The 22549-nt window shown below is 56.2% G+C and carries 22 protein-coding genes; 12 read left to right on the top strand and 10 right to left on the bottom strand.

Annotated features, from left to right (window positions below; translation table 11 throughout):
• The 3 genes from FY528_RS03910 to FY528_RS03920 form a co-directional block, all read left to right on the top strand.
• On the top strand, nucleotides 1-499 hold a 499-nt coding region (locus FY528_RS03910; RefSeq protein WP_149069692.1), incomplete at its 5' end, for an IS630 family transposase.
• 134 nt (nucleotides 500-633) lie between these two features.
• Nucleotides 634-1623, top strand: a complete 990-nt coding sequence (locus FY528_RS03915) for a DUF2157 domain-containing protein (RefSeq protein ID WP_149069693.1) — start codon at nucleotides 634-636, stop codon at nucleotides 1621-1623.
• On the top strand, nucleotides 1620-2819 hold the full coding sequence (locus FY528_RS03920; protein WP_149069694.1) for a hypothetical protein: 1200 nt from the start codon (nucleotides 1620-1622) through the stop codon (nucleotides 2817-2819). Before FY528_RS03915 ends, FY528_RS03920 begins: the two co-directional genes overlap by 4 nt.
• A gap of 52 nt (nucleotides 2820-2871) precedes the next feature.
• On the opposite strand, the gene FY528_RS03925 is transcribed toward FY528_RS03920, so the two are convergent.
• Nucleotides 2872-4014: a cysteine desulfurase family protein gene (locus tag FY528_RS03925; protein ID WP_149069695.1), complete on the bottom strand. Its 1143-nt coding sequence runs from the start codon at nucleotides 4012-4014 to the stop codon at nucleotides 2872-2874.
• Between the two features lie 135 nt (nucleotides 4015-4149).
• Nucleotides 4150-5538: a phosphoglucosamine mutase gene (gene glmM / locus FY528_RS03930; RefSeq protein ID WP_149069696.1), complete on the bottom strand. Its 1389-nt coding sequence runs from the start codon at nucleotides 5536-5538 to the stop codon at nucleotides 4150-4152.
• A gap of 168 nt (nucleotides 5539-5706) precedes the next feature.
• Here glmM and mazG point away from each other — a divergent pair, with 168 nt between their 5' ends.
• From mazG to FY528_RS03975, 9 genes are all read left to right on the top strand, one after another.
• Complete coding sequence (mazG, locus tag FY528_RS03935; protein ID WP_149069697.1) at nucleotides 5707-6534, top strand: nucleoside triphosphate pyrophosphohydrolase; 828 nt, start codon at nucleotides 5707-5709, stop codon at nucleotides 6532-6534.
• Nucleotides 6535-6786: 252 nt separating this feature from the next.
• Nucleotides 6787-7659 (top strand): MotA/TolQ/ExbB proton channel family protein, encoded by an 873-nt coding sequence (locus FY528_RS03940; RefSeq protein ID WP_197748836.1) that lies wholly within the window; start codon nucleotides 6787-6789, stop codon nucleotides 7657-7659.
• 61 nt (nucleotides 7660-7720) lie between these two features.
• Nucleotides 7721-8344, top strand: coding sequence for an ExbD/TolR family protein (locus tag FY528_RS03945; RefSeq protein ID WP_149069698.1), 624 nt, complete (start codon nucleotides 7721-7723; stop codon nucleotides 8342-8344).
• A 10-nt stretch (nucleotides 8345-8354) separates the two neighbouring features.
• Complete coding sequence (locus FY528_RS03950) at nucleotides 8355-8876, top strand: ExbD/TolR family protein (protein ID WP_149069699.1); 522 nt, start codon at nucleotides 8355-8357, stop codon at nucleotides 8874-8876.
• Nucleotides 8873-9700 carry an energy transducer TonB gene (locus FY528_RS03955; protein ID WP_232066249.1) on the top strand — a complete coding sequence of 276 codons (828 nt, stop codon included), beginning with the start codon at nucleotides 8873-8875 and terminating at the stop codon, nucleotides 9698-9700. Before FY528_RS03950 ends, FY528_RS03955 begins: the two co-directional genes overlap by 4 nt.
• Nucleotides 9701-9919: 219 nt before the next feature.
• Nucleotides 9920-10741 (top strand): energy transducer TonB, encoded by an 822-nt coding sequence (locus tag FY528_RS03960; RefSeq protein WP_149069700.1) that lies wholly within the window; start codon nucleotides 9920-9922, stop codon nucleotides 10739-10741.
• 159 nt (nucleotides 10742-10900) lie between these two features.
• Nucleotides 10901-11149: a hypothetical protein gene (locus FY528_RS03965; protein ID WP_149069701.1), complete on the top strand. Its 249-nt coding sequence runs from the start codon at nucleotides 10901-10903 to the stop codon at nucleotides 11147-11149.
• Nucleotides 11136-12104, top strand: coding sequence for a PstS family phosphate ABC transporter substrate-binding protein (locus tag FY528_RS03970; protein WP_149069702.1), 969 nt, complete (start codon nucleotides 11136-11138; stop codon nucleotides 12102-12104). Before FY528_RS03965 ends, FY528_RS03970 begins: the two co-directional genes overlap by 14 nt.
• A 51-nt stretch (nucleotides 12105-12155) precedes the next feature.
• Nucleotides 12156-13757, top strand: a complete 1602-nt coding sequence (locus FY528_RS03975) for a tetratricopeptide repeat protein (RefSeq protein ID WP_149069703.1) — start codon at nucleotides 12156-12158, stop codon at nucleotides 13755-13757.
• Between the two features lie 76 nt (nucleotides 13758-13833).
• Here FY528_RS03975 and FY528_RS03980 read toward each other — a convergent pair whose 3' ends face one another.
• The 8 genes from FY528_RS03980 to FY528_RS04015 all read right to left on the bottom strand — a co-directional run bounded on the left by FY528_RS03980 (nucleotide 13834) and on the right by FY528_RS04015 (nucleotide 22541).
• Nucleotides 13834-14901 (bottom strand): RluA family pseudouridine synthase, encoded by a 1068-nt coding sequence (locus tag FY528_RS03980; protein WP_149069704.1) that lies wholly within the window; start codon nucleotides 14899-14901, stop codon nucleotides 13834-13836.
• A gap of 89 nt (nucleotides 14902-14990) precedes the next feature.
• Complete coding sequence (locus tag FY528_RS03985; RefSeq protein WP_149069705.1) at nucleotides 14991-15638, bottom strand: OmpH/Skp family outer membrane protein; 648 nt, start codon at nucleotides 15636-15638, stop codon at nucleotides 14991-14993.
• 38 nt (nucleotides 15639-15676) lie between these two features.
• Nucleotides 15677-16360 carry an OmpH/Skp family outer membrane protein gene (locus tag FY528_RS03990; protein ID WP_149069706.1) on the bottom strand — a complete coding sequence of 228 codons (684 nt, stop codon included), beginning with the start codon at nucleotides 16358-16360 and terminating at the stop codon, nucleotides 15677-15679.
• 31 nt (nucleotides 16361-16391) lie between these two features.
• Entirely contained in the window at nucleotides 16392-18983 is a 2592-nt protein-coding gene (gene bamA / locus FY528_RS03995) for an outer membrane protein assembly factor BamA (protein WP_149069707.1), read from the bottom strand.
• A gap of 10 nt (nucleotides 18984-18993) precedes the next feature.
• On the bottom strand, nucleotides 18994-19740 hold the full coding sequence (gene uppS / locus FY528_RS04000; RefSeq protein ID WP_149069708.1) for an undecaprenyl pyrophosphate synthase: 747 nt from the start codon (nucleotides 19738-19740) through the stop codon (nucleotides 18994-18996).
• 76 nt (nucleotides 19741-19816) lie between these two features.
• Nucleotides 19817-20515, bottom strand: coding sequence for a type IX secretion system protein PorG (gene porG, locus FY528_RS04005; RefSeq protein WP_222931786.1), 699 nt, complete (start codon nucleotides 20513-20515; stop codon nucleotides 19817-19819).
• A gap of 81 nt (nucleotides 20516-20596) precedes the next feature.
• Nucleotides 20597-21517 (bottom strand): DUF6089 family protein, encoded by a 921-nt coding sequence (locus FY528_RS04010; RefSeq protein WP_149069710.1) that lies wholly within the window; start codon nucleotides 21515-21517, stop codon nucleotides 20597-20599.
• Nucleotides 21518-21644: 127 nt separating this feature from the next.
• The gene (locus FY528_RS04015; RefSeq protein WP_149069711.1) at nucleotides 21645-22541 is read right to left on the bottom strand and encodes an NAD kinase; all 897 of its coding nucleotides are present in this window, start codon (nucleotides 22539-22541) and stop codon (nucleotides 21645-21647) included.
• Nucleotides 22542-22549 lie beyond the last annotated feature (8 nt).

Here is a 22549-nt window from a genome sequence, read left to right on the forward strand (position 1 = left end):
GGGGTTGCGCCTGGACTACGCCCGCACCCACGGCCGGGCCGTGGGCGGACGGCGGGTGCGGGGGGCGCGGCCGCTCAAGCGCGGCCCGGCCCGCACGCTGATCGGCACCTTATCCGTACGCGGGTTGGGGGCGGTGCAGTTGCTGGACGGGGCGCTGACCAAGCGCCGCTTCGCCTTTTACGTGGCCCGCTGCCTGGCCCCTGCGTTGCGGCGCGGCGACGTGCTGGTGCTGGACAACTTGCCCGTCCACCACCTGAGCGGGCTAGCCGAGTGGCTGGCCAAATGCGGGATAGAGGTGGTGTTTTTGCCGCCCTATTCGCCTGACTTCTCGCCCATCGAGCAGGCGTGGAGCAAGCTCAAAACCAAGCTACGGGCCGCCGCCGCCCGCACGCTGGCTGAGTTGGAAGCAGCCCTGCACGAGGCCCTGAACTGGATTACCAGCCAAGACGCGCGCAACTGGTTTGACCACTGCGGGTATCACACACAGACCGCCAGGTAAGTGGACGAACCGTTCACGAATCCGCTATATCATTGAAACATATAAAGTATATATGTACAAGTAGCTTGCATGAGACGTCGTTCAAGATGTGTATGTTTAGCCGGGCGCTGCCGTAAGCCAGCTTCTTGCCTTGCATGATACCGGACCAACTGCTAGACGATTTACAGACTGCCCAGCTGCTTTCCGCTGCTCAAGCCGCCGCCATCCGCGAGGATGAGCAACACCGTCCCTTCTCCCTGCACTACGAGCTGCGCGCGGCCTTGTACTTGGGCGTTACCCTGCTCGCCGGGGGCCTGGGGGTGTTGCTGTACCAGCACCTGAGCGACATTGGGCATGGGGTTATCATTGGCAGCATGGGCCTGCTGATGGTAGCCAGCTTTGGGTACGCCATCTGGCACAAGCAGCCCTTTACCTGGGGGCAAACCCGTCCCGCCAGCTTCGTACCGGACTACGTGCTGCTGCTCGGGTGCCTGCTGTTTCTGGCTTTGGAAACCTACCTGCAGGTGCAGTATAACTTCTTCGGTAGCTATTACAGGCTGGCCACTATCATCCCGGCGGTGCTGTTTCTTCCCCTGGCCTACCACTTCGACCAGCGGGGCGTGCTGGCTATGGGGCTTACGGCCCTGGCTTCCTGGGTGGGCGTGAGCATTGCCCCCCTTTCGGCTTTCACCGAGAACAGCTTGCTGTCGTCGCGGCTGGGCGGGGCCGCGGTACTGCTGGGGTTGGCGCTGACTGGCGCGGGCCTCTACTCCGATTTTGCGGACCGGAAGCGGCACTTTGCCTTTATGTACATTTCGCTGGGGGCCAACTTAGCGCTGCTGGCCGCCACGGTTTCCCTCTTCGATTTTTATCTCTACAGCTTTCTACCCGAAGCCCTGTTGGTTTTGCTCATCCTGGGGCTGAGTGCCGGCCTGGTGTGGTATGCCCGGCGGAGTCATTCCTATCTATTCCTGCTAATGGGCGCGGTGTATGGCTACATCACCATTACCTACCTGTTCTTTCAGCTGCTTGATTCCGGACTTGGGGAAGCCGCCTTTATGCTGGGGATGCTCTATTTCGTGGGCTCGGCGGCGGGCGTTATCTATCTTTTTGTCAATGCCAAGAAAATCCTGCGCTTAGCATGAGCCTGAAAGCCTACAATCCCGCCTGGGCTTACCATGAGGCCATGTTGCACGCCGCCGCCCGCTGGCACCGCCGGGGCTTGCTCACGCCGGAGCAGCACCAAGCCATCCGGGCGCGCTACCCGCTGGAGTTTTACCGCCCCGGGCTGTTTCTGCGCATTGGTCTGTTTATTTTCACGTGCATAGGCGCGGCCGGCGCCGCTGGCCTGCTGGCCCTGCCATTGGCGGAGGCCATGTCATCGGACTTTCTACTGGTGCTGGCCCTACTGTGCGCGCTAGGGGGAATGGTTGTGCTGGAAGTGAGCATTCAGAGCTCCCGCCTCTACTACGCCGGCCCCGACAACGCCCTGCTGTACAGCTCTCTGGTTTGGGTTACGGTATTTTTCATCGCCCTAGCTCACGACTTAGTGCCAGTAGCCAGCCGCGACTTCGAGTCCTTGGGTAACCCGTACGTGCTGCTCGTATTGGGTCCGCTGTTTACCGTATTTCTGTTGGCCAGCATCCGCTACGCAGACAGGCTGGTAGCAGGGGCCACTTACGTACTCCTGCTGTTGCTCGTAGTTAACGCGTTGCTGCAAGTACCCTACGGCCGGGCGTTCCTGCCCTTTGTCCTGATGCTGCTGGCAGTAGGCGCCCACTGGCTGGTACGCCAGTTCCGCAAGCGGCCCGATTATCTGTATTACCAGTCCTGCCTAACGCTGCTGGAAGTGCTGGTGCTGCTCACGTTTTATGGAGCCGGCAACTATTACGTGGTGCGAGAAGTCAATGCCGCGCTCAGCGGGGCGTTTACGTCCCCGCAAATTCCCTTTGCACTAGTTTTTTACGTTTTGACGGCGGGCGTGCCGCTGGCGTATATCGTGGTGGGGCTGCGGCGCCCCAGCCGGCTATGGCTGCTCACCGGGCTGCTGACGGCGGCGTGCTCGGTGGCTACGCTGCGGTACTACCGCTCTTTGCTCCCGCCCGAACTAGCGGCCGTGCTAGCCGGGGCCGTGCTGCTAGTGCTGGCCGCCTGGGCAGCGCGTTACCTGCGGCCGGCCCGGCACGGACTCACGTCGCTGCCCGACGACGAGCAGCCCCCTCACTTCAACCTAGAGTCGTTGGTGGTAGCCCAAACGGCCGTAGTGCCGCAGGCGCCCCAGCCCGGCTTCGAGTTTGGCGGCGGGCAATTTGGGGGTGGCGGGGCCGAAAGCACCTACTAGCCACCAGAATAGCAAGGTTACCGAAGAGTAGGTACCGGGTAGCTACTGGTGCTTACGCCGGCACTTTCCGGTACATCTTGGCCAGTTGCTCCACCGCGTAATCTACTTCCTCTTCGGTGTTGTATTTGCTCATGGAGAAGCGGATGGTACCCCGGGCCGGGTCGCAGTTCAGCGCATTGAGTACGTGCGAGCCGGCATTGGCCCCACTGGTACAGGCCGAGCCCCCCGAAACCGAAATGTGGTTGATGTCGAGGTTGAACAGCAGCATCTCGTTCAGCTCCGAAGGCGGCAAGCTCACGCTGAGCACGGTGTACAGACTGTGGTCGGCATCGGCGGAGGTGCCATTAAATTCCACCCCGTCAACTTCCGCGCGCAGCTTCTCAATGAACCGGTCTTTGAGCCCCTGGATGTGGCGCTGATGCGCCGCCATGTCGCGGTAAGCAATTTCCAGCGCCTTGGCCAGCCCTACAATGCCGTACACGTTTTCGGTGCCGGCCCGCTGGTTACGCTCCTGGGAGCCGCCGTGGATCAGGGAGTCCACGGCCAGGCCCGAGCGGCGGTACAGGAATCCTACGCCTTTGGGCCCATGAAACTTATGGGCAGAACCCACCAGAAAATTGGCCTTCAGCTTCTGCACGTCGTGGCGGTAGTGGCCCATGGTCTGCACTGTATCGGTGTGGAAAACCGCGTTGTGCCGGGCGCAGATGTCGCCAATGGTGACGATGTCGTTCAGGTTGCCGATTTCGTTGTTGGCGTGCATTAAGCTCACAAAGGTGCGTGGGTGCGTAGCCAGCAGTTCCTCCAGGTGCTCCAAATCGAGGCGGCCCTGGGCGTCATGGCGCAGGTAGCTGAGCTGGATATCCCCACACTTTTCCAGCGCCTGCATGGTGTGCAGCACGGCGTGGTGCTCCAGCTGCGAGGTAATGCCGTGCTTCAGGCCCAGCGTCTTCACGCTGCCGGAGGCCGCGTAGTTATCGGCTTCCGTCCCGCACGAAGTGAATACGATTTCGGCGGGAGCGGCATTAATCAGGTGGGCAATGGTCTTGCGGGCGTTTTCGATGGCAGCGCGCACCTGGCGGCCGTGGCCGTGGATGCTGCTGGGGTTGCCAAAATGCTCCCGCATAAAGGGCAGCATGGCATCCAGCACTTCGGGGTCCAGCGGCGTGGTGGCGGCATTATCGAAATACACGTTCATGAGCAAGACTACAGCTTAATCAAACACTGATTGAAAGAGGAAGACGCCACAAAAATACAGGATTCCAGCGGGGCCGCCGGAATCCTGTAAATAATTGAGTCGCAGAAAGCCCTTGAAGGGGGGCTTAGGGAAGGCTTATTGGTTGATGATTTCCTTGATGTCCCCGATAATTTTATTGGCCAAGTAATCCGCCGTGGCATTTGAAGTCGACTCGGCGTAGATGCGGATAATCGGCTCCGTGTTGGATTTGCGCAGGTGTACCCACTCCTTGTCAAACTCAATTTTTACGCCATCAATGGTGTTAATGGGCTGTTTGGCGTAGCGCTGCTGCATCTGCACCAAAACTTCATCGGTGTTGATTTCCGGCGTTAGCTCAATCTTGTTTTTGGAGATAAAGTAGTTGGGGTAGGATGCCCGCAGCCGTGTCATCGTCAGGCCGGTTTTAGCCAGGTGACTCAGGAAAAGCGCAATACCCACGAGGGAGTCACGGCCATAATGCAGTTCGGGGTAGATAATGCCCCCGTTGCCTTCCCCGCCGATAACGGCATTGGTTTCCTTCATCTTGTTTACAACGTTCACTTCGCCCACAGCCGCGGCGGCATAGCTACCACCTTGCTTTTCCGTCACGTCGCGCAGGGCGCGGGTGCTGCTCAGGTTGCTCACAGTATTGCCGCCGCCGTTCTGCTGCAGCACGTAATCGGCCACGGCTACCAGCGTGTACTCCTCGCCGAACATGGTGCCGTCCTCGTTTACCAAGGCCAGGCGGTCCACGTCGGGGTCTACTACAATGCCCACGTCGAAGGAGCCTTTTTCCAGCACCTTGGCAATATCACGTAGGTTCTCAGGCAGCGGCTCGGGGTTGTGCGCAAATTCGCCGGTAGGCTCGCAGAAAAGTTTTTCAATGACTTCCACGCCAAGCTGCTCCAGCAGCATGGGCACGGCAAAACCGCCCGACGAATTCACGGCGTCCACTACCACGCGGAAGTTCTTGGCCTTGATGGCCGCTTTATCCACCAGGGGCAAGGCCAGAATAGCATCAATGTGCTCCTGCAGGAAAGTATCATCCGTGGAATACTTGCCCAGCTTCGTGACGGGGGCAAAGTCAAAGGCTTCGGAGTCGCCCAGCAGCAGTACCTGCTTGCCTTCCTCGTCCGAAATAAACTCGCCTTTGCTGTTAAGCAGCTTGAGGGCATTCCACTGCTTGGGGTTGTGCGAAGCCGTCAGAATGATGCCTCCCCCGGCTTTCTTCGCCGGCACGGCCATTTCCACGGTTGGCGTGGTGCTCAGGCCCAGGTCGATAACATCGATTCCCAGTCCCTGCAGGGTAGCGGAAACCAGGCGGCTGACCATTTCCCCGGATAAGCGGGCGTCGCGACCAATCACGATGGTGGTATTCTGCGTGGTGTTCAGCACCCACGTACCAAAAGCTGCCGCGTATTTTACCACGTCAATTGGCGTGAGGCCGTCGCCGGCCGCGCCCCCAATGGTTCCCCGGATGCCCGAAATAGATTTGATCAGTGCCACAGTGCTTTCTGAAAGTGATGCGTTGAAAAATCAACTAAACGTGGGGCAAAAGTAGGCAACTGCCCGGTGTTTCTCTAAGCTTGAGCTTACCGGCCCCGGCGGCTTCACCGGCCCTCCCTTGCGCCCCATTGCGCCTACAGAACCCCGCCCCGTTGTATATTTGAGTTCATGGAAAATAATTCTGCTACCCGCCGGCCAGCCCAGTTAGAAGCCTTTGGCCGGCTACTCGACGTGCTGGACCGGCTGCGTGCCGAGTGCCCCTGGGACCGGAAACAAACGCTGGAAAGCCTACGCCACCTCACCATTGAGGAAACCTACGAGCTCAGCGACGCCATTATCCGGGGGGACCTGCCCGACCTGAAAAAGGAACTAGGCGACGTGATGCTGCACCTGACGTTTTACGCTAAAATCGCCAGTGAGCAGGGCGCGTTCGACATTGCGGATGTGCTGAATGCCCAGTGCGAGAAGCTGATTTTCCGGCACCCGCATATTTACGGAAACGTGGAGGCCAGCACGGAAGAGGAAGTAAAACAGAACTGGGAGCAGCTAAAACTCCAGGAAAAAGGCAACTCCTCCGTCCTCGGTGGCGTACCTGTTTCTCTGCCGGCGCTGGTAAAGGCCATGCGTATTCAGGAAAAAGCGCGCGGAGCTGGTTTCGACTGGGAAAAGCCGGGCCAGGTATGGGAAAAAGTACAGGAGGAATTACAAGAATTCGGGGACGAATTTGCGGCTGCTACTCCTTCGGCGGAGCAACAGGAACGGGCCGCAGCAGAGTTTGGCGACCTGCTATTTTCCCTTATCAACTTTGCCCGGCACGCGGGCATCAACCCGGAGGAAGCCCTGGAACGCACTAACCGCAAGTTTATTCACCGTTTTCAATACCTCGAAACTGCGGCGGCCCGCGAAGGGTATTCCCTCCGCGACCTAACGCTGGCGCAGATGGATGTTTACTGGAACCAAGCCAAGCAGCTACCGGCCACGGGCAAACCGGAATAGCGTTTTTTTAAGACTAAGCCTGCATGAAAGCGTTTAAACGCATTTGGGATTTGGCAGCGCCAAGGGTTTTGTTTAGGTTTGCCAGAGAGAGTCTATTTTTCGGACTGGCCCCGCGCACGAGCAGACCCACTTACTTGTCTTTATTTTTGACAACGGTGCGGGTGAGCGGGGCGTTTCCGTCTTAAAGCTTTTCGCAACAGTTTTAATCACAACTTCATCTTTCACCAACCAACCCCCTAATTTTCCGGAACAATGGAACAAAAGAATGCCATGAACAAGAACGTGCGGCCTGCCGCTCCTGCAGCGCCCAAGGGCGAGGCAAAAGGCGGTTCCGCGTTTGCCGCCATCGTGATTCCGCTGGCTTTTGTTGTAAGCGTCATCATCTACCTGTTTGTACTGGGTAATGGCGCTAACTTCCAGGGTGGTAACCATGATAACGCCGCCTTGCCAGGTAACTACCTGGGCACCATTTACAAAGGGGGTGTCATCGTACCGATCCTTATGTCCCTTTTCCTGTTGGTAATTACGTTCTCCATCGAGCGTTTCCTGACCATCAGCAAAGCCAAAGGCACGAAGAGCATCGAGAGCTTTGTGCGCACTATCCGTCAGAAGCTGAACGCCAACGACATCTCGGGTGCTATTGCCGTATGCGACCAGCAGAAAGGTTCAGTAGCTGCCGTAGTTAAATCCGGTCTGCTGAAGTACCAGGAAATGGCCCGTGAGCGTGGCCTCGACAAAGACCAGAAGATCCTCGCTATCCAGAAGGAAATCGAAGAGTCGACGACGCTGGAGCTGCCCATGCTGGAAAAGAACCTGGTTATCCTCTCTACCATTGCTTCGGTATCGACGCTGGTGGGTCTGCTGGGTACGGTATTCGGTATGATCAAGGCCTTCTCGGCACTGGCTCAGGCTGGTAACCCCGACGCCGTAGCGCTGGCAGAAGGTATTTCGGAAGCTTTGATTAACACGGCTATCGGTATTGCCGGTTCGGCCATCGCCATCATTGCTTACAACTTCTTTACCAGCAAAATTGACGAGCTGACTTACAGCATCGACGAAGCCGGCTTCAGCATTATTCAGACCTTCGCGGCTCAGCACGGCGAAAAAGAAACTTACACGGCCTAGTTTGCGGTTAGCGCAATAACGCCTTAGTAAGTCTCGTTGTCTGAATAAAACCACGCAAGAAATGCCTAAAGTAAAGCCCCATAGAACGTCCCCTTCGCTGGATATGACCCCGATGGTGGACCTGGCCTTCCTGCTGGTGACGTTCTTCATGCTCACCACCAAGTTTGCCCCCGAGGAAGTGGTGATAGTGGATACTCCCTCCTCTACCTCGGAAATCAAGCTGCCGGAAAGCAACGTTATCCGCCTCCTCATCGACAAGGATAAGCGCGTGTTCTTCGGGCTGGAAAGCGACAAAGCGCGGGCTCTGCTGCTCGACCGGATGGGCGCCAAGTACGGCGTTTCGTTCACCGAAAAGCAAAAGCGCGCCTTTGGTGGCCTCAACAGCTTTGGCGTACCGGTTCAGCAGCTCGGCTCTTTGCTCGATATGAGCACGGAGAAGCGCAAAGAGGTAAAGCAGCCTGGTCTGCTTTCCGAAGCCGACACGGTGCAGCTCATCGACTGGGTAATGACCGCGCGCCAAGCCAACATGGACGCGGTGAAAAAGCCCACCTTTATTGCCATCAAAGGTGATAATGACGCCGATGTTGCCACGGTAAGAAGAGTAATCCAGCTGTTGCAGAACAAGAACATCAACCGTTTCAATCTCATCACCGACTTGGAAAACAAGCCGGTAGTGAGCCGATAAGCGCAGCGACATGGCAGAAATACAACAACAAGCCGACTCCGGTAAAGGAGGTAAGAAGCGGGCCAAAAAAATGTCGACCAAAATCGACATGACTCCCATGGTGGATTTGGCCTTCCTGCTTCTGACCTTCTTCATGCTCACGACCACGTTCAACAAACCGAACGTGATGCAGGTGACGATGCCCGTGAAGGAAAAGAACCCGGAAGAGCGTTCGGAGCTAAAAGCCTCGGATGCCTTCACCATCCTGATGGGTGAGAACAACAAGCTGTACTACTACGAAGGGCTGGCGGACGCCACCACGAAGCCAGAGCTCAAGCTTTCGAGCTACGATGCTAACGGCATTCGGAAAGTACTGCTGCAACGGCAGCGGCAAAACCCTAAAACGGTGGTGCTGATCAAGCCGGATGACAAGTCCAACTATAAGAACATGGTGGACATCCTGGATGAAATGAACATCACCGACCAGAAAAAGTACGCGCTGGTGCCCATTTCGAAAGTTGATACTGAACTTATTGCATCCTCCGGCTTATGATGGATAACGCACAGCTAGCGCAGGCCAGCCTCAACGACATCGTATTTGAAGGCCGTAATAAGGCCTACGGTGCGTATGTGCTGCGGCGCTTGTACAACAAGCACGTCACGCGCGCCCTTCTCATTGCCGTTGCCCTCTTCGCTTTGCTGGTAACCTTCCCGCTTCTGGCGCGGATGTTCAGCAGCAACGACGTGGTGGAAGACGACAAAATGCTGAAGGAAAACGTCCTGATGGATGCACCTCCCCTGGACGAAACCAAACCCCCACCACCGCCACCGCCACCCGAGGCGCCACCACCCCCACCACCTAAGCTGACGACCATCAAGTTTACACCTCCGGTTGTAAAGAAAGATGAAGAAGTCCGTAAAGTGGAGGAAATTCCAGATCAGAAAGAGCTGGAAGACAAGGTAGTGGCCACCGTAACGGTGAAGGGTAACACGGATAACCCGAACGATCTGGCAGGCCTTGAGGGCGATGGCGACAAAGTAGTAGCCGAAGTAGTAGAGCAGAAAGTCTATACCTATGTAGAGCAGATGCCGGTGTTCCCCGGTGGCCAAGAGGCCCTGCTGCAGTACATTGGTAAAAACATCCGCTATCCTGCTCTTGCCCTGCGCAACCAGATTGAAGGCAAGGTGTTCGTGAACTTCACCGTAGGCCCCGATGGCAGCGTAACCGATGTAAAGGTTACAAAGCCCCTGGGCGGCGGTACCGACGAAGAAGCTGTGCGCGTAATCAAGACGCTGCCCCGCTTCGCTCCCGGTAAGCAGAATGGTCGGGCAGTTAGCGTATCGTTTACGGTACCGGTAACTTTCGCCATCAAGTAACTACCACTCGGCTTCGGCCAGGCTAAAACCCGAATCAAGCTCCGGCTTGGTTCGGGTTTTTTGTTGTCTTTTTCCGTCGAAAAAAATATACGCAACCCTATACTAGATGGTCAGGGCTAGGCGTTTTGTTCTTGAAAGCCAGATAGGGTTCTGAATGTGAGTTGGTTGGCTTGGAAATTATTCGTGCAGCATTCCGTTCACCTTTAACCTATACCACCTATGTCCACGCTCAACCTGCTTACCGCTTCCCTCGACGACATCGTGTTCGAGGGGCGCAACAAGGCCTATGGCGCCTTCGTCATCCGGCAACTGTATCACCGCCACCTGCAACGGGCCGTTATTCTGGCTACGGCCTTGTTTCTGCTGTTGATTGCTACGCCCTTGCTGGTGCAATACCTGAGCCCCAACACGGTGATAGTGCCTAGTCCGATAACCGATCAACCGAGGATTGAACTCACTTCTGTAGACTTGCCGAAACCCCAGACGGCCGCCCGGCCAGCCGTAGCACCGCCCGTAGTGCGCCCGCCTGACGAAATAGTGCCTACCGTGAAGCCCGACGAGCTGGTGACTAAGCCAGACCTAAAGCCCGTAACGCCTCCCACCAATAGTGCCATCGATTTGCCGCCGGGTACGCAGGTGGGACCAGTAGCGCAATCCGGCTTAGAATATGGCACCCCTGCCGGCTCCGACTCCGGTAAAGCAGCTCCCGCGGTGTTAGCACCGCCCAAACCTTTCCTGACCGCCGAGGTAATGCCTTCCTTCGTTGGAGGCGAGAAGGCCCTCGGGGAGTATTTCCGCAAGCACCTGCGTTATCCTTCGCTGGCCCTGCGCAACCAGATTTCGGGACGCGTATTCGTTTCGTTTACCGTTGGTGCTTCGGGCGAGGTACTGGATGTGGAAGTGCTGAAAGGACTGGGCTATGGCACCGAGGAGGAGGCCAGCCGCGTTATCAAAGGCATGCCGCATTGGTCGCCTGGGCAGCAGGGTGGCCGCGCCGTACCGGTGCGCTTCACGCTGCCCATCACGTTTCAGTTTCAATAGCGGGCCACAGCGGCCCTAGTCAGCGCCCTTTGTTGCCCAGCCAGCAACAAAGGGCGCTTTCATGCCGAGTAGGTTGGGGCTCGGTAAGCCCGTGGCCCCGCAACCAACCTACTGGCTACCTTTGTACGTTTAAGCTTTTCTGCCTCTACTTTCCTCTCCATGCTTGACCGACGACCCGCCCGTGAACGGCTTGGCCAGAGTAGCCCCCAACGCCTGACGCGCTATTTCGTGCTGTTTATGGCCTGCGTATACGTAGCGCTGGGGCTTTACCTGCTGCTTTCGACCGTTTCTATCTTTTCGCTCCCTTCCACCCCGCGCCGAATTCTGGGTGGCGTGTTCATCCTGTACGGAATCATTAGATTTGTTCGCAACTATCGGGCTATAACCGGCAAAAATGATGAAGAGTAATACGCTGCTTCTGCCCGCGGGGGCCTTCTTACTGGCCGGCTTGCTGCTGGGGGGCTGCAACGGCGGCAACCCGCCCACAGCGGAAACTATCGACGATACGCCGACCAGCGGGGTACTGAAGGTGGCCGTAGATGCCACGTTTGAGCCCATTATAAAATCACACGTCGACACGTTCCAGCAGCTCTACCAGTACGCCAAGGTGCAGCCGCAATACGTGCCGGAGGCTGATGCCATGGAGGCGCTGCTCAACAATAAAGTGCGCTTGGCTATTGTTTCCCGGGAGCTGACGACAGAGGAGAAAGCGCACTTCGAGCGCCTGAAGCTGTTTCCGCGCACCACGCACGTTGCCACCGATGCCCTGGCCATCATTGTGAACCCTGCTAACGCAGATTCTTTGTTGACTATGGCGCAGCTGCGCGACATTTTTACGGGCAAGACCACCCAGTGGCAGCAAGTAAACCGCGGCAGCAAGCTGGGCGATATTACGGTGGTTTTCGACTCCAATAACTCCAGCACCAGCCGCTACGTGCAGGATTCCGTTACGCGTGGCGCGGCCCTGACCAAGAAGTCATTTGCCTCCAAATCGAACCCAGCGCTGCTGGATTACGTTGCTACCCACACCAACGCTATTGGAGTAATTGGCGTGAACTGGATCAGCGACCGGGATGACGCCTCCGTCCAAAGCTTTTTACGGCGGGTTCGGGTCGTTGGCATCAGCAGCGCAGCGGCTCCTAAAAGCACGGAGGATTACGTGCAGCCTTATCAGGCCTACCTGGCGCTGAAAACGTATCCGCTCCGCCGCAACGTTTACGTCATCAGCCGGGAGGCCCGCGCAGGACTTGGCACCGGTTTTGCCTCCTTTGTGGCGGGGACGAAAGGCCAGCTCATCATTCTCAAGTCGGGCTTGATGCCGGCGGTGGGCCAGACGCGAATCGTGACGACGAAATCCAACTAACCTTGCTCCCTACTCACTTTTTTTCTTACGCTTTCATTTAATTTTTCGCACATGAAGTTTAAGCCCTGGAAGCTTTCCCTCCTCGTTGCTTTGTCCGTCAGCACCACGGCTGCCGTGGCGCAGAACGTAGCTGGCGCTCAGAAAGCCATTGAGCTGGAGCGCTACAGTGATGCCCGGCGCCAGTTGGGTCAAGGCCAGACCCCCGAAGCTGCTTTTGAGCTGGGCCGTTTGTACCAGAAAATGGAAAAGCCTGATTCGGCAGCGTATTTCTTCACGCAGTCGGCCACCGCTTCTAAGTCGCCACAGTCGCTGATTGCCGCAGGCCGTGCCTTCCTGGCACAAGGCAAAAATGCTGAAGCTCAGATTCAGTTCGATCAGGCCGTAAAAGCTACCAAGTCGAAAGACAAGGAAACCCTGATTCAGATCGGCCAGGCCTACGCTGAGTCGAGCAGCAAAGACAACGGCAAAGCCCTGGAATACCTGACGCTGGCTAACAAGCTCAACAAGAAGGACGATCCGCAAGTCATGAACCTGATTGGCGACATCTACCTGAAGCAGGACAATGGTGGCGGCGAAGCCATGAACAGCTACGAGCGCGCCATTCTGGCCGACCCCAACAACGTAACTGCTTACTACCGCAAAGGTCAGTTGAACGTTCGCTCCCGCAACTATAACGGTGCCCGCGATGCTTTCCAGAAAACCACCATTCTGGACCCCAACTTTGCGCCGGCTTACCGCGAACTCGGCGAGATGTACTACTTCGTTGGTAAGTACGATGATGCTCTGAGCACCTTCCAGAAGTACCGCGACATGGCGGAGAACACCCCGGCCACGCAAGCTAAGTATGCTTCGTTCCTGTTCCTGACCAAGAAGTACCCAGAGGCGCTGACGGAAGTGCAAACTATTCTGCAGCGCGACCCCAAGAACGTGACGATGAATCGTTTGCAGGCGTATTCGCTCTACGAAACCGGCAAGAACGAAGAGGCCATTACGGCTATGGATACCTACATGAAAATGGTACCAGCCGACAAGCTCATCACCGAAGACTACGTGTACTACGGGAAGATGCTGGCCAAAGCTGGCCGCACGCAGGAAGGCATTGCCACTATTGAGAAGGCCATTAAGAATGACCCGACCAAGGCTGATGAGCTGCAGGGCGACTTAGCGCAGGCTTATCTGGCTTCGAAGAACTATCCGATGGCCATCAAAACCTATAGCGCCATTGCGAAGAAGAACCCTGAAACCCTGACCAACAAAGTATACCTGGCCCGGGCTTACGAGTTCAACAAGCAATACGCCCAGGCAGACAGCCTCTACGGTGTGATTACGACCGCGAAGCCTGACTACATCCCCGGCTACCTGATGCGGGCCCGTGCTAACGCTAACCTGGACCCAGACTCTAAGCAGGGTGCGGCTAAGCCTTACTACGAGAAGTACCTGGAACTGGCCAATGACCCTACTAAGTATAAGGATGGCATGGTAGAAGCCAACAAGTACCTTGGCTACTATTACTACCAGAAAGGCGACAAAGCGGCTTCACTGCCCTACTGGCAGGCAGCCAAAACGCTGGACCCCGCCGATGGCCAGGTAACGACGGCCATCAACGAAATTACGCGCAAGGCGCCGGCCAAGGCTCCCGTTAAGCGGAAGTAATTTCCATCTGCCTGTTTGCTAAAAAGGCCGCCTCGCGTACTGCGAGGCGGCCTTTTTTTGTAGTCATGCCCCCCTCCTAGTATCCCTGCTCCGCGTAAGCTGCCCATTTCAACAGCGCGGCTTCGAAATCGGCGGGCAACTCTGCCTCAAAGTGTAGGGTTTCTCCCGTAACCGGATGCACGAACCCGAGTGATTTAGCGTGTAACGCCTGCCGAGGTATCACCGCCAATACTTTTTCTACAAAGTCCTTGTAGGCGCCGGTACGCTGCCCGTATAGAATCTTGTCTCCCCCATAAGTGACATCGGAAAACAAAGGATGCCCAATATGCTTCATGTGCGCCCTGATCTGGTGCGTCCGACCAGTTTCCAGGTTACACTGCACCAGCGCCACGTGGCGGAAAGATTGGAGCACTTTATAGTGCGTTACAGCGTGCTTGCCGTAGGAACCATCGGGGTACACAGCTTGCACCTTACGGTCCTTCAGGCTACGGCCAATATGCCCCGTGATGGTGCCTTGTTCTTCTTTGGGTACGCCCCACACCAGCGCCAGGTAAGTGCGCTCAATGGTATGGTGGAAAAACTGCTGCGAGAGGTGGGTCATGGCCCACTCCGTTTTCCCGATTACCAGCAGGCCCGAGGTATCCTTATCGATTCGATGTACCAGGCCCGGCCGAATCTCGCCGTTGCGGCCCGTGGGCAGGTGCTGGAAGTGGTAGGCCAGACCGTTTACCAGGGTACCCTGCCAGTTGCCGTAAGCAGGGTGTACCACTAAGCCCGCAGGCTTGTTTACGAGCAGCAGGGAGTCGTCCTCGTAGCGGATATCCAGCTCCATGGGCTCTGGCACCACTTTCCCCTCGCGCGGCGGCTCCGGCAGCGTAATGGTAATTACGTCCCCGGGCTTCACGCGGTAGTTCGACTTCACTGGCCGCTCATTCACCTGGACTGCTTCGGCCCGAATGGCGTTTTGTATCTTGGTGCGGGAGGCATTCGGCAGCCGGTTCATGAGGAACTTGTCGAGCCGCAGCAGTTCCTGCCGCTTATCGGCCTGAATGCGGTGATGCTCGTATAGTTCGTCGCCGGGGTCCTGCTCGTCGTCGAGGGGCAGCAAATCGTCAGTGAATAGGTCTTCGTCTTCTTGCTGCATAACTACGCTGGTGGCTCCAGGCAAAAATAAGAAAGCCGGAACGAGGTTCCGGCTTTCCTGCTTTACTACTACCCTGTGGGTAGCAGTAATTACTTCTTGGATTTCGTCTTGGTTTTGGTGCTGGTAGCAGCAGGAGTAGCTGCCGGAGCCGCTGGCTTTGCGGCGGTAGGCGCAGCAGCCGGCGCTGCACCGGGGGTAATGCCCATTTTTTTCAGCACCAAGTCCGAGATGTCGCCATCTTTCGGGCCGTGCAGCAGGATGGGCGTGGTGCCGTAGCCGGCGTCCGAATTCAACACATAGGCGTAGCCGTTCTCATCCGCTACGGCATCAATGTTCTTCTGCAGCTTATCCAGCACGGGCTTCAGCAAGGCCTGCTGCTTCTGCTGAACGGAGGCCTCCGCATTGCGCTGGAACTCCTGAATGGACTGCTGCAGGCTCTGCAGTTCCTTTTCTTTATCGGCGCGTACAGGCTCAGCCATCGTAGCAGCGCCTTTCTGGTAGGCTTCGCCCTTCGTCTGATACTCCTGGTATTTGGCCTTCAGCTGGTTTTCCAGTTGGGTGCTATAATCCTTCAGCTGCGACTCAATCTGCTTGCTTTCGGGCATCTGGCTCAGCACGTAGTCTACGTTGGTGTAGCCGATTTTCTGGGGAGCCGTCTGGGCCAGCGTGGCCGTAGCCGTGGTGAGCGTGAGTGCGGCCGTAGCCAGCAGCAGGCGGAATTTGGGAAATGAACTCATTCGGGAAAAGAGAAATGTCTGAGAGTTAGAATGCAAAGTTACTTTTTTCGGCCGGTTGAACGCGGCGCGGGCTTGGTGGTAGCCTTTTTAGCGGGAGCGGCCGAGCGGGTGCCAGCCTCATCGGCGGCTGGCTCGTCGCCAGCCGGGGTGGCGGGCGTGGCTACCGTGCGCACGGCCCCCTTGTTGGCCGGCTGGTTACGCTCCTCCGATCCTAAACCCAATTCTTCGAGCACAAATTCCGTGTAGTCGTGCGTGGGGTTGGTATACAGCATGGTCAGGTCCCCCGATTTATCGAAAAGGATAGCCAGCTGCTTTTTCTTGGCTACTTTCTCCACCGCTTCAAATACCTGGTCCTGCACGGGCTTGGTCAGCTCTTGGCGCTTTTTGAACAGCTGGCCTTCGTACCCGAATATCTTGTTCTGGTAGGTCTTGATGTCCTGCTCCTTTTGCAGAATCTCATCCTGCCGCTTTTTCTTCATCGGGTCCGTCAGCAACACTTCCTCGGCCTGGTAGGTGCGGTACATCTTGTCCAGGTCTTTGCGCATCGACTCAATATCCTTCTGCCAGTTCTGCGACAAGGTGTTAAGCTCCTGTTGGGCCGCGGCGTAGGCCGGCATCTTGCTCATGATAAACTCTGAGTCTACGTAGCCAAATTTCTGGGCCCAGGCACTCGGCAGGGCCAGCAGCAACAGCAGCGGAAGTAAGCAAAGAACTTTTTTCATAGCTACATAAGGGGCTAGCTGGCCAGGCAGCTTAGCGGATCTGCTGACCAATGATGAAGTGGAAGTGGCCTTTTTCCTGCGCCGGTTGGGTAGCACCTGTGTTGTAGCGGTCCACCGGGTCGAAACCATAGCCGTAGTCGAACCCTAGCAAACCGAATGCCGACATGAAAATTCGGGCGCCGACCCCCACGGAGCGGTACAGCTTATAGGGGTTGTATTTGGAGTATTGATCAAAGGAATTGCCGGCTTCGGCAAAGCTGAGGACATAAACGGTAGCCGCCGGGTTCAGCGAAACCGGATAACGCAGTTCCATGACGTATTTATTGTAGGCTACCCCGCCGCTGCCATTCGGGTTCTGAATAGCATTAGCATCCGTTGGGTCGTCGTACCCGCGCAACCCCACAAATTCGGTACCTACTAAGAAGTTGTTCTGCCCACCGGAAGCCAGCCCTGAGCCCCCGAGCTTGAACCGCTCGAAGGGGCCAATGGCGCGGCTACTGTTGTACGACCCGATAAAGCCGAAGTGCGCCCGCGTGTTCAGCACCAGTTTTCCCACGATGGGCGTAAACCAGGAAGCATCAAACATCCACTTGTGAAATTCCACCCACTCGTTTACGCTGGGATGAGCCCCCTTAAACGCGGAGTACGGTGGCGTCAGGTTCACACTCAGCGACAAAGCCGAGCCCCGACGGGTATACGTTGGGTTGTCGGTGCTATTGCGGGAAAGCGTGGTGTTAAAGGTGATGTTGTTGGCGTTGCCGGTGCCGTTGGCAAAGCCCTGCAGGTAAGGATAGTTCTTGAGCTTGTACTGGCTGATCGACAACGAGTTGCTCAGGGAGAAGTAGTCATCGGGCCAGCGCAGGTAGCGGCCGAGGCTTACCGAGGCGCTGTTTACCTTAATCGAGCTGCCCGTGTTCACATCGAAGTTGGTGCCTACCCGTTGAATGCTCTTGTTGAGGCTGACGGTAAGGGAGTTCCGCTTGCGGCCACCCAGCCAGGGTTCCGTGAAAGAGAAGGAGTACGCCTGGTACTGGATACCATTGGCCTGCACGTTCAGGGCCAGGCGCTGTCCATCCCCGGCGGGCACAGGGCGCCAGTTGCTAAAGTTGCCGGCCTTCCGCAGCGAGAAGTTATTGAACACGAGGCCCACGGTACCAATGAAGCCGGCAAAGCCCCCCCAGCCGCCAGAAAGGGTAATCTGGTCTGAGGGCTTTTCTTCTACGGTGTAGTTGATGTCTACCGTGCCATCGGCCTGGTTGGGCACCGGATTGATGCCTACTTTTTCGGGGTCGAAGTAACCCAGCGACGCCAACTCGCGCTGGGAGCGGATCAACAGTTCGCGGTTAAACTTCTCCCCGGGCAGGGTGCGCAGTTCCCGGCGCACAACATGGTCGCTGGTTTTGGTATTGCCGGCAATGTTGATGTCCTTGATCCGGGCCTGTACGCCCTCCGTCAGGCGCATCTCAATATCGATGGAGTCCCCTTCTACCTTGGTTTCGATGGGCTCAATCTGAAAGAACAGGTACCCGTCGTTCATGTAGAGCGAGGTGATATCCTGACCGGTTGGGTTGTAGTTAAGGCGTTTATCCAGCGTTTCTTTGCTGTATACGCTGCCTTCCTTGATGCCTAGAATGGAAGCTAGGGTACGGTTGTCGTAGAGGTAGTTGCCCGACCACGTGATGTTGCGGAAGTAATACTTCGGCCCTTCATCTACCCGAATGCGCAACGCCAGCTTATCAATATCCTGCTCCGTAGCCCGATGAATGCCGAATTTGCCGTTTTCGGTGCCCAGCCACAGGTAGCTGCGGGTCTGAGGAATAGAAATCAGGGAGTCTGATACCACAACCGCGTCGCGGTAGCCCTGGGCGTTATAGTACGCAAGTACACTCTCTTTGTCGTCTTCAAACTCTTTCCGCTGAAACTTGCCGGCGTTCAGAAACTTGTACGGCTTCTTCTCCTTGGTCTTTTTCATTTTCGACTTGAGCTTCCCGTCCTTCACGGCCGAGTTACCTACAAAGTCGATGTCCGTGATGTGGACTTTCTCGCCCCGGTTCACGTTATAAGTCAGCACTACGCTATTGGGCAGGGTAGAGTCGGGCTGCTGGGTGACGTTTACCTTGGCGTTCAAAAACCCTTTGTTGGTAAAGAACTTACGCACCTGCTCGCTGGTATTGCTTAGCAACGCGTCCGTCACCACTTTTCCCCGAATCAGCTTGATCTTATTTTTCAAGTCGTCGGCCTGGGTTTTGCCAATACCGCTGAAGGTGAAGTTAGATAAACGCGGCCGCTCCTTCACGTCGAACGTCAGGAAGATCCGGGAGCCCTCCGTGCGGTCTATCGACACGTTGACGTCTCCCACAATGCCCTGATCCCAGAGGCGCCGAATGGCCTTGCCCAGTTCTTCACCCGGAATACTTACCGGGTCCCCTACTTTCAGGCCGGTGATACCAATCAGCGTGTTAGGATCGAGGTAGCGGGTGCCGGTGAAAGAGATACCACCAATCTGGTAACGTTCTGGTTCTCCTGCCCCTCCCGCTTTCTGGGCTTCAACTGGGCTTAGTGCGCCGCATACTAGCAGTAGCGTCGCGACTAAAGCGCCTACCCGGTTAATCAAAAATTTCATTCCCAAAAACTTACGAAACGTTGAGCTGCTCACTGGTTTTGCCAAATCGACGTTCTCGCTGCTGATACACGCGGACCGCCTCCTGAAAATGCTCCCGCCTGAAATCCGGCCACAGCAAGTCCGTAATATATAACTCCGTATACGCCAGTTGCCAGAGCAGGAAGTTGCTGATGCGTTGCTCGCCGCTGGTGCGGATAAGCAGTTCCGGATCAGGTATTCCGACGGTAGATAAATAGGAAGCTAGGGTATGCTCTGTTATCTGCCCGGGCTGCACGTTGCCCGCAGCTACCTCCTCGCTTAAACGCCGCGCCGCCTGGGCAAGGTCCCAGCGGCCGCTGTAACTCAGGGCCAGCACCAGCGTCATGCGGGTGCCTGTGCGGGTTAGCTCAATGGCTTCAGCCAGTTCCCGCTGGCAGGAGGCCGGCAGGCTCGCCGTATCACCAATAGCCTGAAGCCGGATGTTGTTTTTTAGCAGTGTACTCGTTTCCTGCCGGATAGTGTGCACCAGCAGTTGCATCAGAGCCATTACCTCATGAGCCGGGCGCGCCCAGTTTTCGGTGGAAAAGGCATACAGCGTCAGAAACTGCACGCCCAACTCGGCGGCCGTTTCTACCGTTTCGCGCACGGCGGTAATAGCATTCTGATGACCAAAAATGCGTAGTCCGCCTTTTTGCTTCGCCCACCGGCCATTGCCATCCATGATGACGGCAACGTGAGCAGGAATTCTGGAAGGATCAAGTTCAGCCCGGGCGGCCATGCGTGTTGTTTGCGTAAAGAGGCTGCAAGTTACGCAAATGGTTGCATTGCACGCTTCCCGACAAAAGCGGGCTTGCTTACTGGCTACCGGCCGTTACTTCGGGGCACCGGATCTTATAGAAAGTATACGAAATACTGAAGCCCCCATAGTAGTACCAGTCCTGATCGTGCCGGTTCGCCACTACCTCGTTTTGGGTGCTGATGTTGTCCAGCTGGTCGGTAAAGGCTTTACGGGCCCCAACTTCCGCGCCCAGGTTCCAGTGCGTAGAAAGACCCAGCTTGAGGCCTACGCCAGCCGGTATGGCCAGACCTATCACGGTATTTTTTTCCTCGGGGGCCCGGAAGGTGCCCGTAAAAAGGGTCCGCACCGGGGCCATAAACCCAGCTACTCCCACAAACGCGTAGGGAGTGAAGCGCGTCTTCACCTGTTTGCTGTAGTAATCAAAGAAGTTGTATTCCAGCGTACCGCCCAGCTCGTACAGGCTACCTTTCAGGTTGGCACTGCGGTACTGGTTCAGGGGCATTGGCCCGTTATTTACGCCCTTCACTTGGCGGTCGTCGGCGCGCAGCAGGCCAGCCAGCACACTGCCCTTCAGGGTAACGGCTTTTGAGACATCCTTGCGGTAGAAAGCCGTAATGGCGGGGCGGTTGTTGGCGAAGCGGTACTCCGGCGCCAGCTCACCCTTATAGCTCAGTGCCCCGAGACCAAGGCCCAGTTCGCTGGTATTCTGCCCAAATGCGGCGGTATGAACAAAAAAAACACTCCCTACTTGCAAGGAGCAAATAAGGAGTGTTTTGAAGAGAGAATGCTGCGTCATTAGACTGGCTGTGAGTGAAACATGACAGCCAAATGCTGCCTATCGGAATTTTGGACTTTTTACTTTAGGCCTGATAATGTAATTCAAGGTTAGACCTGTAACGATGTACCAGTCTTTTTCATTGTTATTGCCACGAACTTCACCAAATTGGTTAGCTTCCGTGAAGGTACCTGGTACGCCTTCCCGCGTGATTTCGTAGCCGAAATACTTGCCGCCGGGGGTCTTCAGGTCATTTTTGTTATTAACGTATTTGCCACCAACATCGTCAATATAGTCGGTGAAGGTTTTGCGCCAGCCGATCTCAAAGCCCAGATCGAAGTTACGGTCCAGCTTATAGCGGATACCGGCACCGAAAGGAATAGCAATCTGAGTGCGCTTGTAAGGTGAGCCATAGCCAGCTTCTCCTTGTCCTTCTGTGCCCAATGGCTGCAGAGCCACATAATCACCTTTTTTAAGACCTTGGCTGTTGTCACCTACCAGACCTTTGGGGTTGTGGTGGAAGACGGCCACGCCACCAAACACGTAGGGAACGAAGTCAGGACGGCGGATGTAGTTGTTGCGGTTTTCCAACAGGTCGAAGATACCAACGGCGGAAGCTTCGAAGATGTCGTTCCGGAAGTTCATGTTCCGGGTATAGCGGAATTTTGCTTCGCTGTCTTTGTCATCGGCGGCTTTGGCATCATCACCGGTAAGGCGGCCGTACGACAAACCTACACGACCCGAGATACGGGGCGCAAAGCGGCGGGTGAACGAAAAGCCGATGTTTGGACGGGTAGCGCCCAAGCGCAGGCTGGCAATGTTGGTCTTCGGTACGACGTCGCCGAAATAGTTCATGGCGTTCAGCGTCACTCCTACCGAGTTGTACATCTTCCGTTTCGTGAATCGCTGCGCACTCGCCTCCGTAGCTACCAGCGCGAAGGCCAGTATAAGTGCCAGGGTGAGGGGAAAAAGTTTCTTCATAATCGGGCGAAGTTAAGAAATATCAAGATTCAGGAAATGCATTGACCCATTTGGGCACGGCTACACTTGGTGACAAAAGTACGTGTTGCAGGCAATTATAAAAACAACTGCCTGAAAAAGGCCTCTTTTAAGGCAATAAAATTCCATCCGGGTTACGACGATCCAAGCCCCAATTAAGCTTGCTACGCAGCGTACTCAAGAAATTCACATGATTCAGACGAACTAAACGAGCTTTGAAATTTTCCCGGCGAACGGCAATTTGAATGGTTGAATCGACGGTAACCGAGCGTGAATCCAGCGAAAGCAGGAAGTTATTGCTCCGGCCTTCTATCTCAAATGAAATAACGCTGCGGTCGGATACAACGAGTGGCCGCACGTTTAGGTTGTGCGGACATACGGGGGAGATGATGAAGTTGTTGGTTTGTGGCAGCATTACAGGCCCTCCGCAGCTGAGTGAGTAGCCCGTCGAGCCCGTTGGCGTTGACACAATCAGACCATCGGCCCAGTACGAATTGAGGTACTCCCCATCGATGTACGTGTGCACCACAATCATGGAAGACGTATCCCGCTTCAGAATCGAGAATTCGTTGAGACCGAAGGTGATGTCGCCAAAAACTTCCGGGTCGGTGTCCACCCGGATCAGACTGCGCTCATCCAGTACGAAGTGCCCTTTGAAAAGAGCGTCAATGGCTTGCGGGATGCGGTCGGGGGTGACGGTGGCCAGAAAACCCAGGCGGCCGGTATGAATGCCCAAAATCGGGATTTGCAGGCTGCCTACGTAGGTCACGGTGTCCAGCAAGGTCCCGTCGCCCCCGATGCTCAGGACAAACTGCATGCCCTGCAGGGAGTCGCCCCGGCGGAAGGTATGGATGTGCGTGGGCACCCGCAGGTGCGTTTGCAGGTACACCCAGAACGATTCGACCACGTACAGCTCCGCGTTACGGGCCAGCAGATCGTCGAACAGGGCCTGAATAGCCGGGGCTACGTTTTCATCGAAGGGCTTACCAAGAATGGCTATTTTCATCACAGAAT

This window comes from Hymenobacter lutimineralis (genome assembly GCF_008271285.1).
GTDB classification, from domain to species: domain Bacteria; phylum Bacteroidota; class Bacteroidia; order Cytophagales; family Hymenobacteraceae; genus Hymenobacter; species Hymenobacter lutimineralis.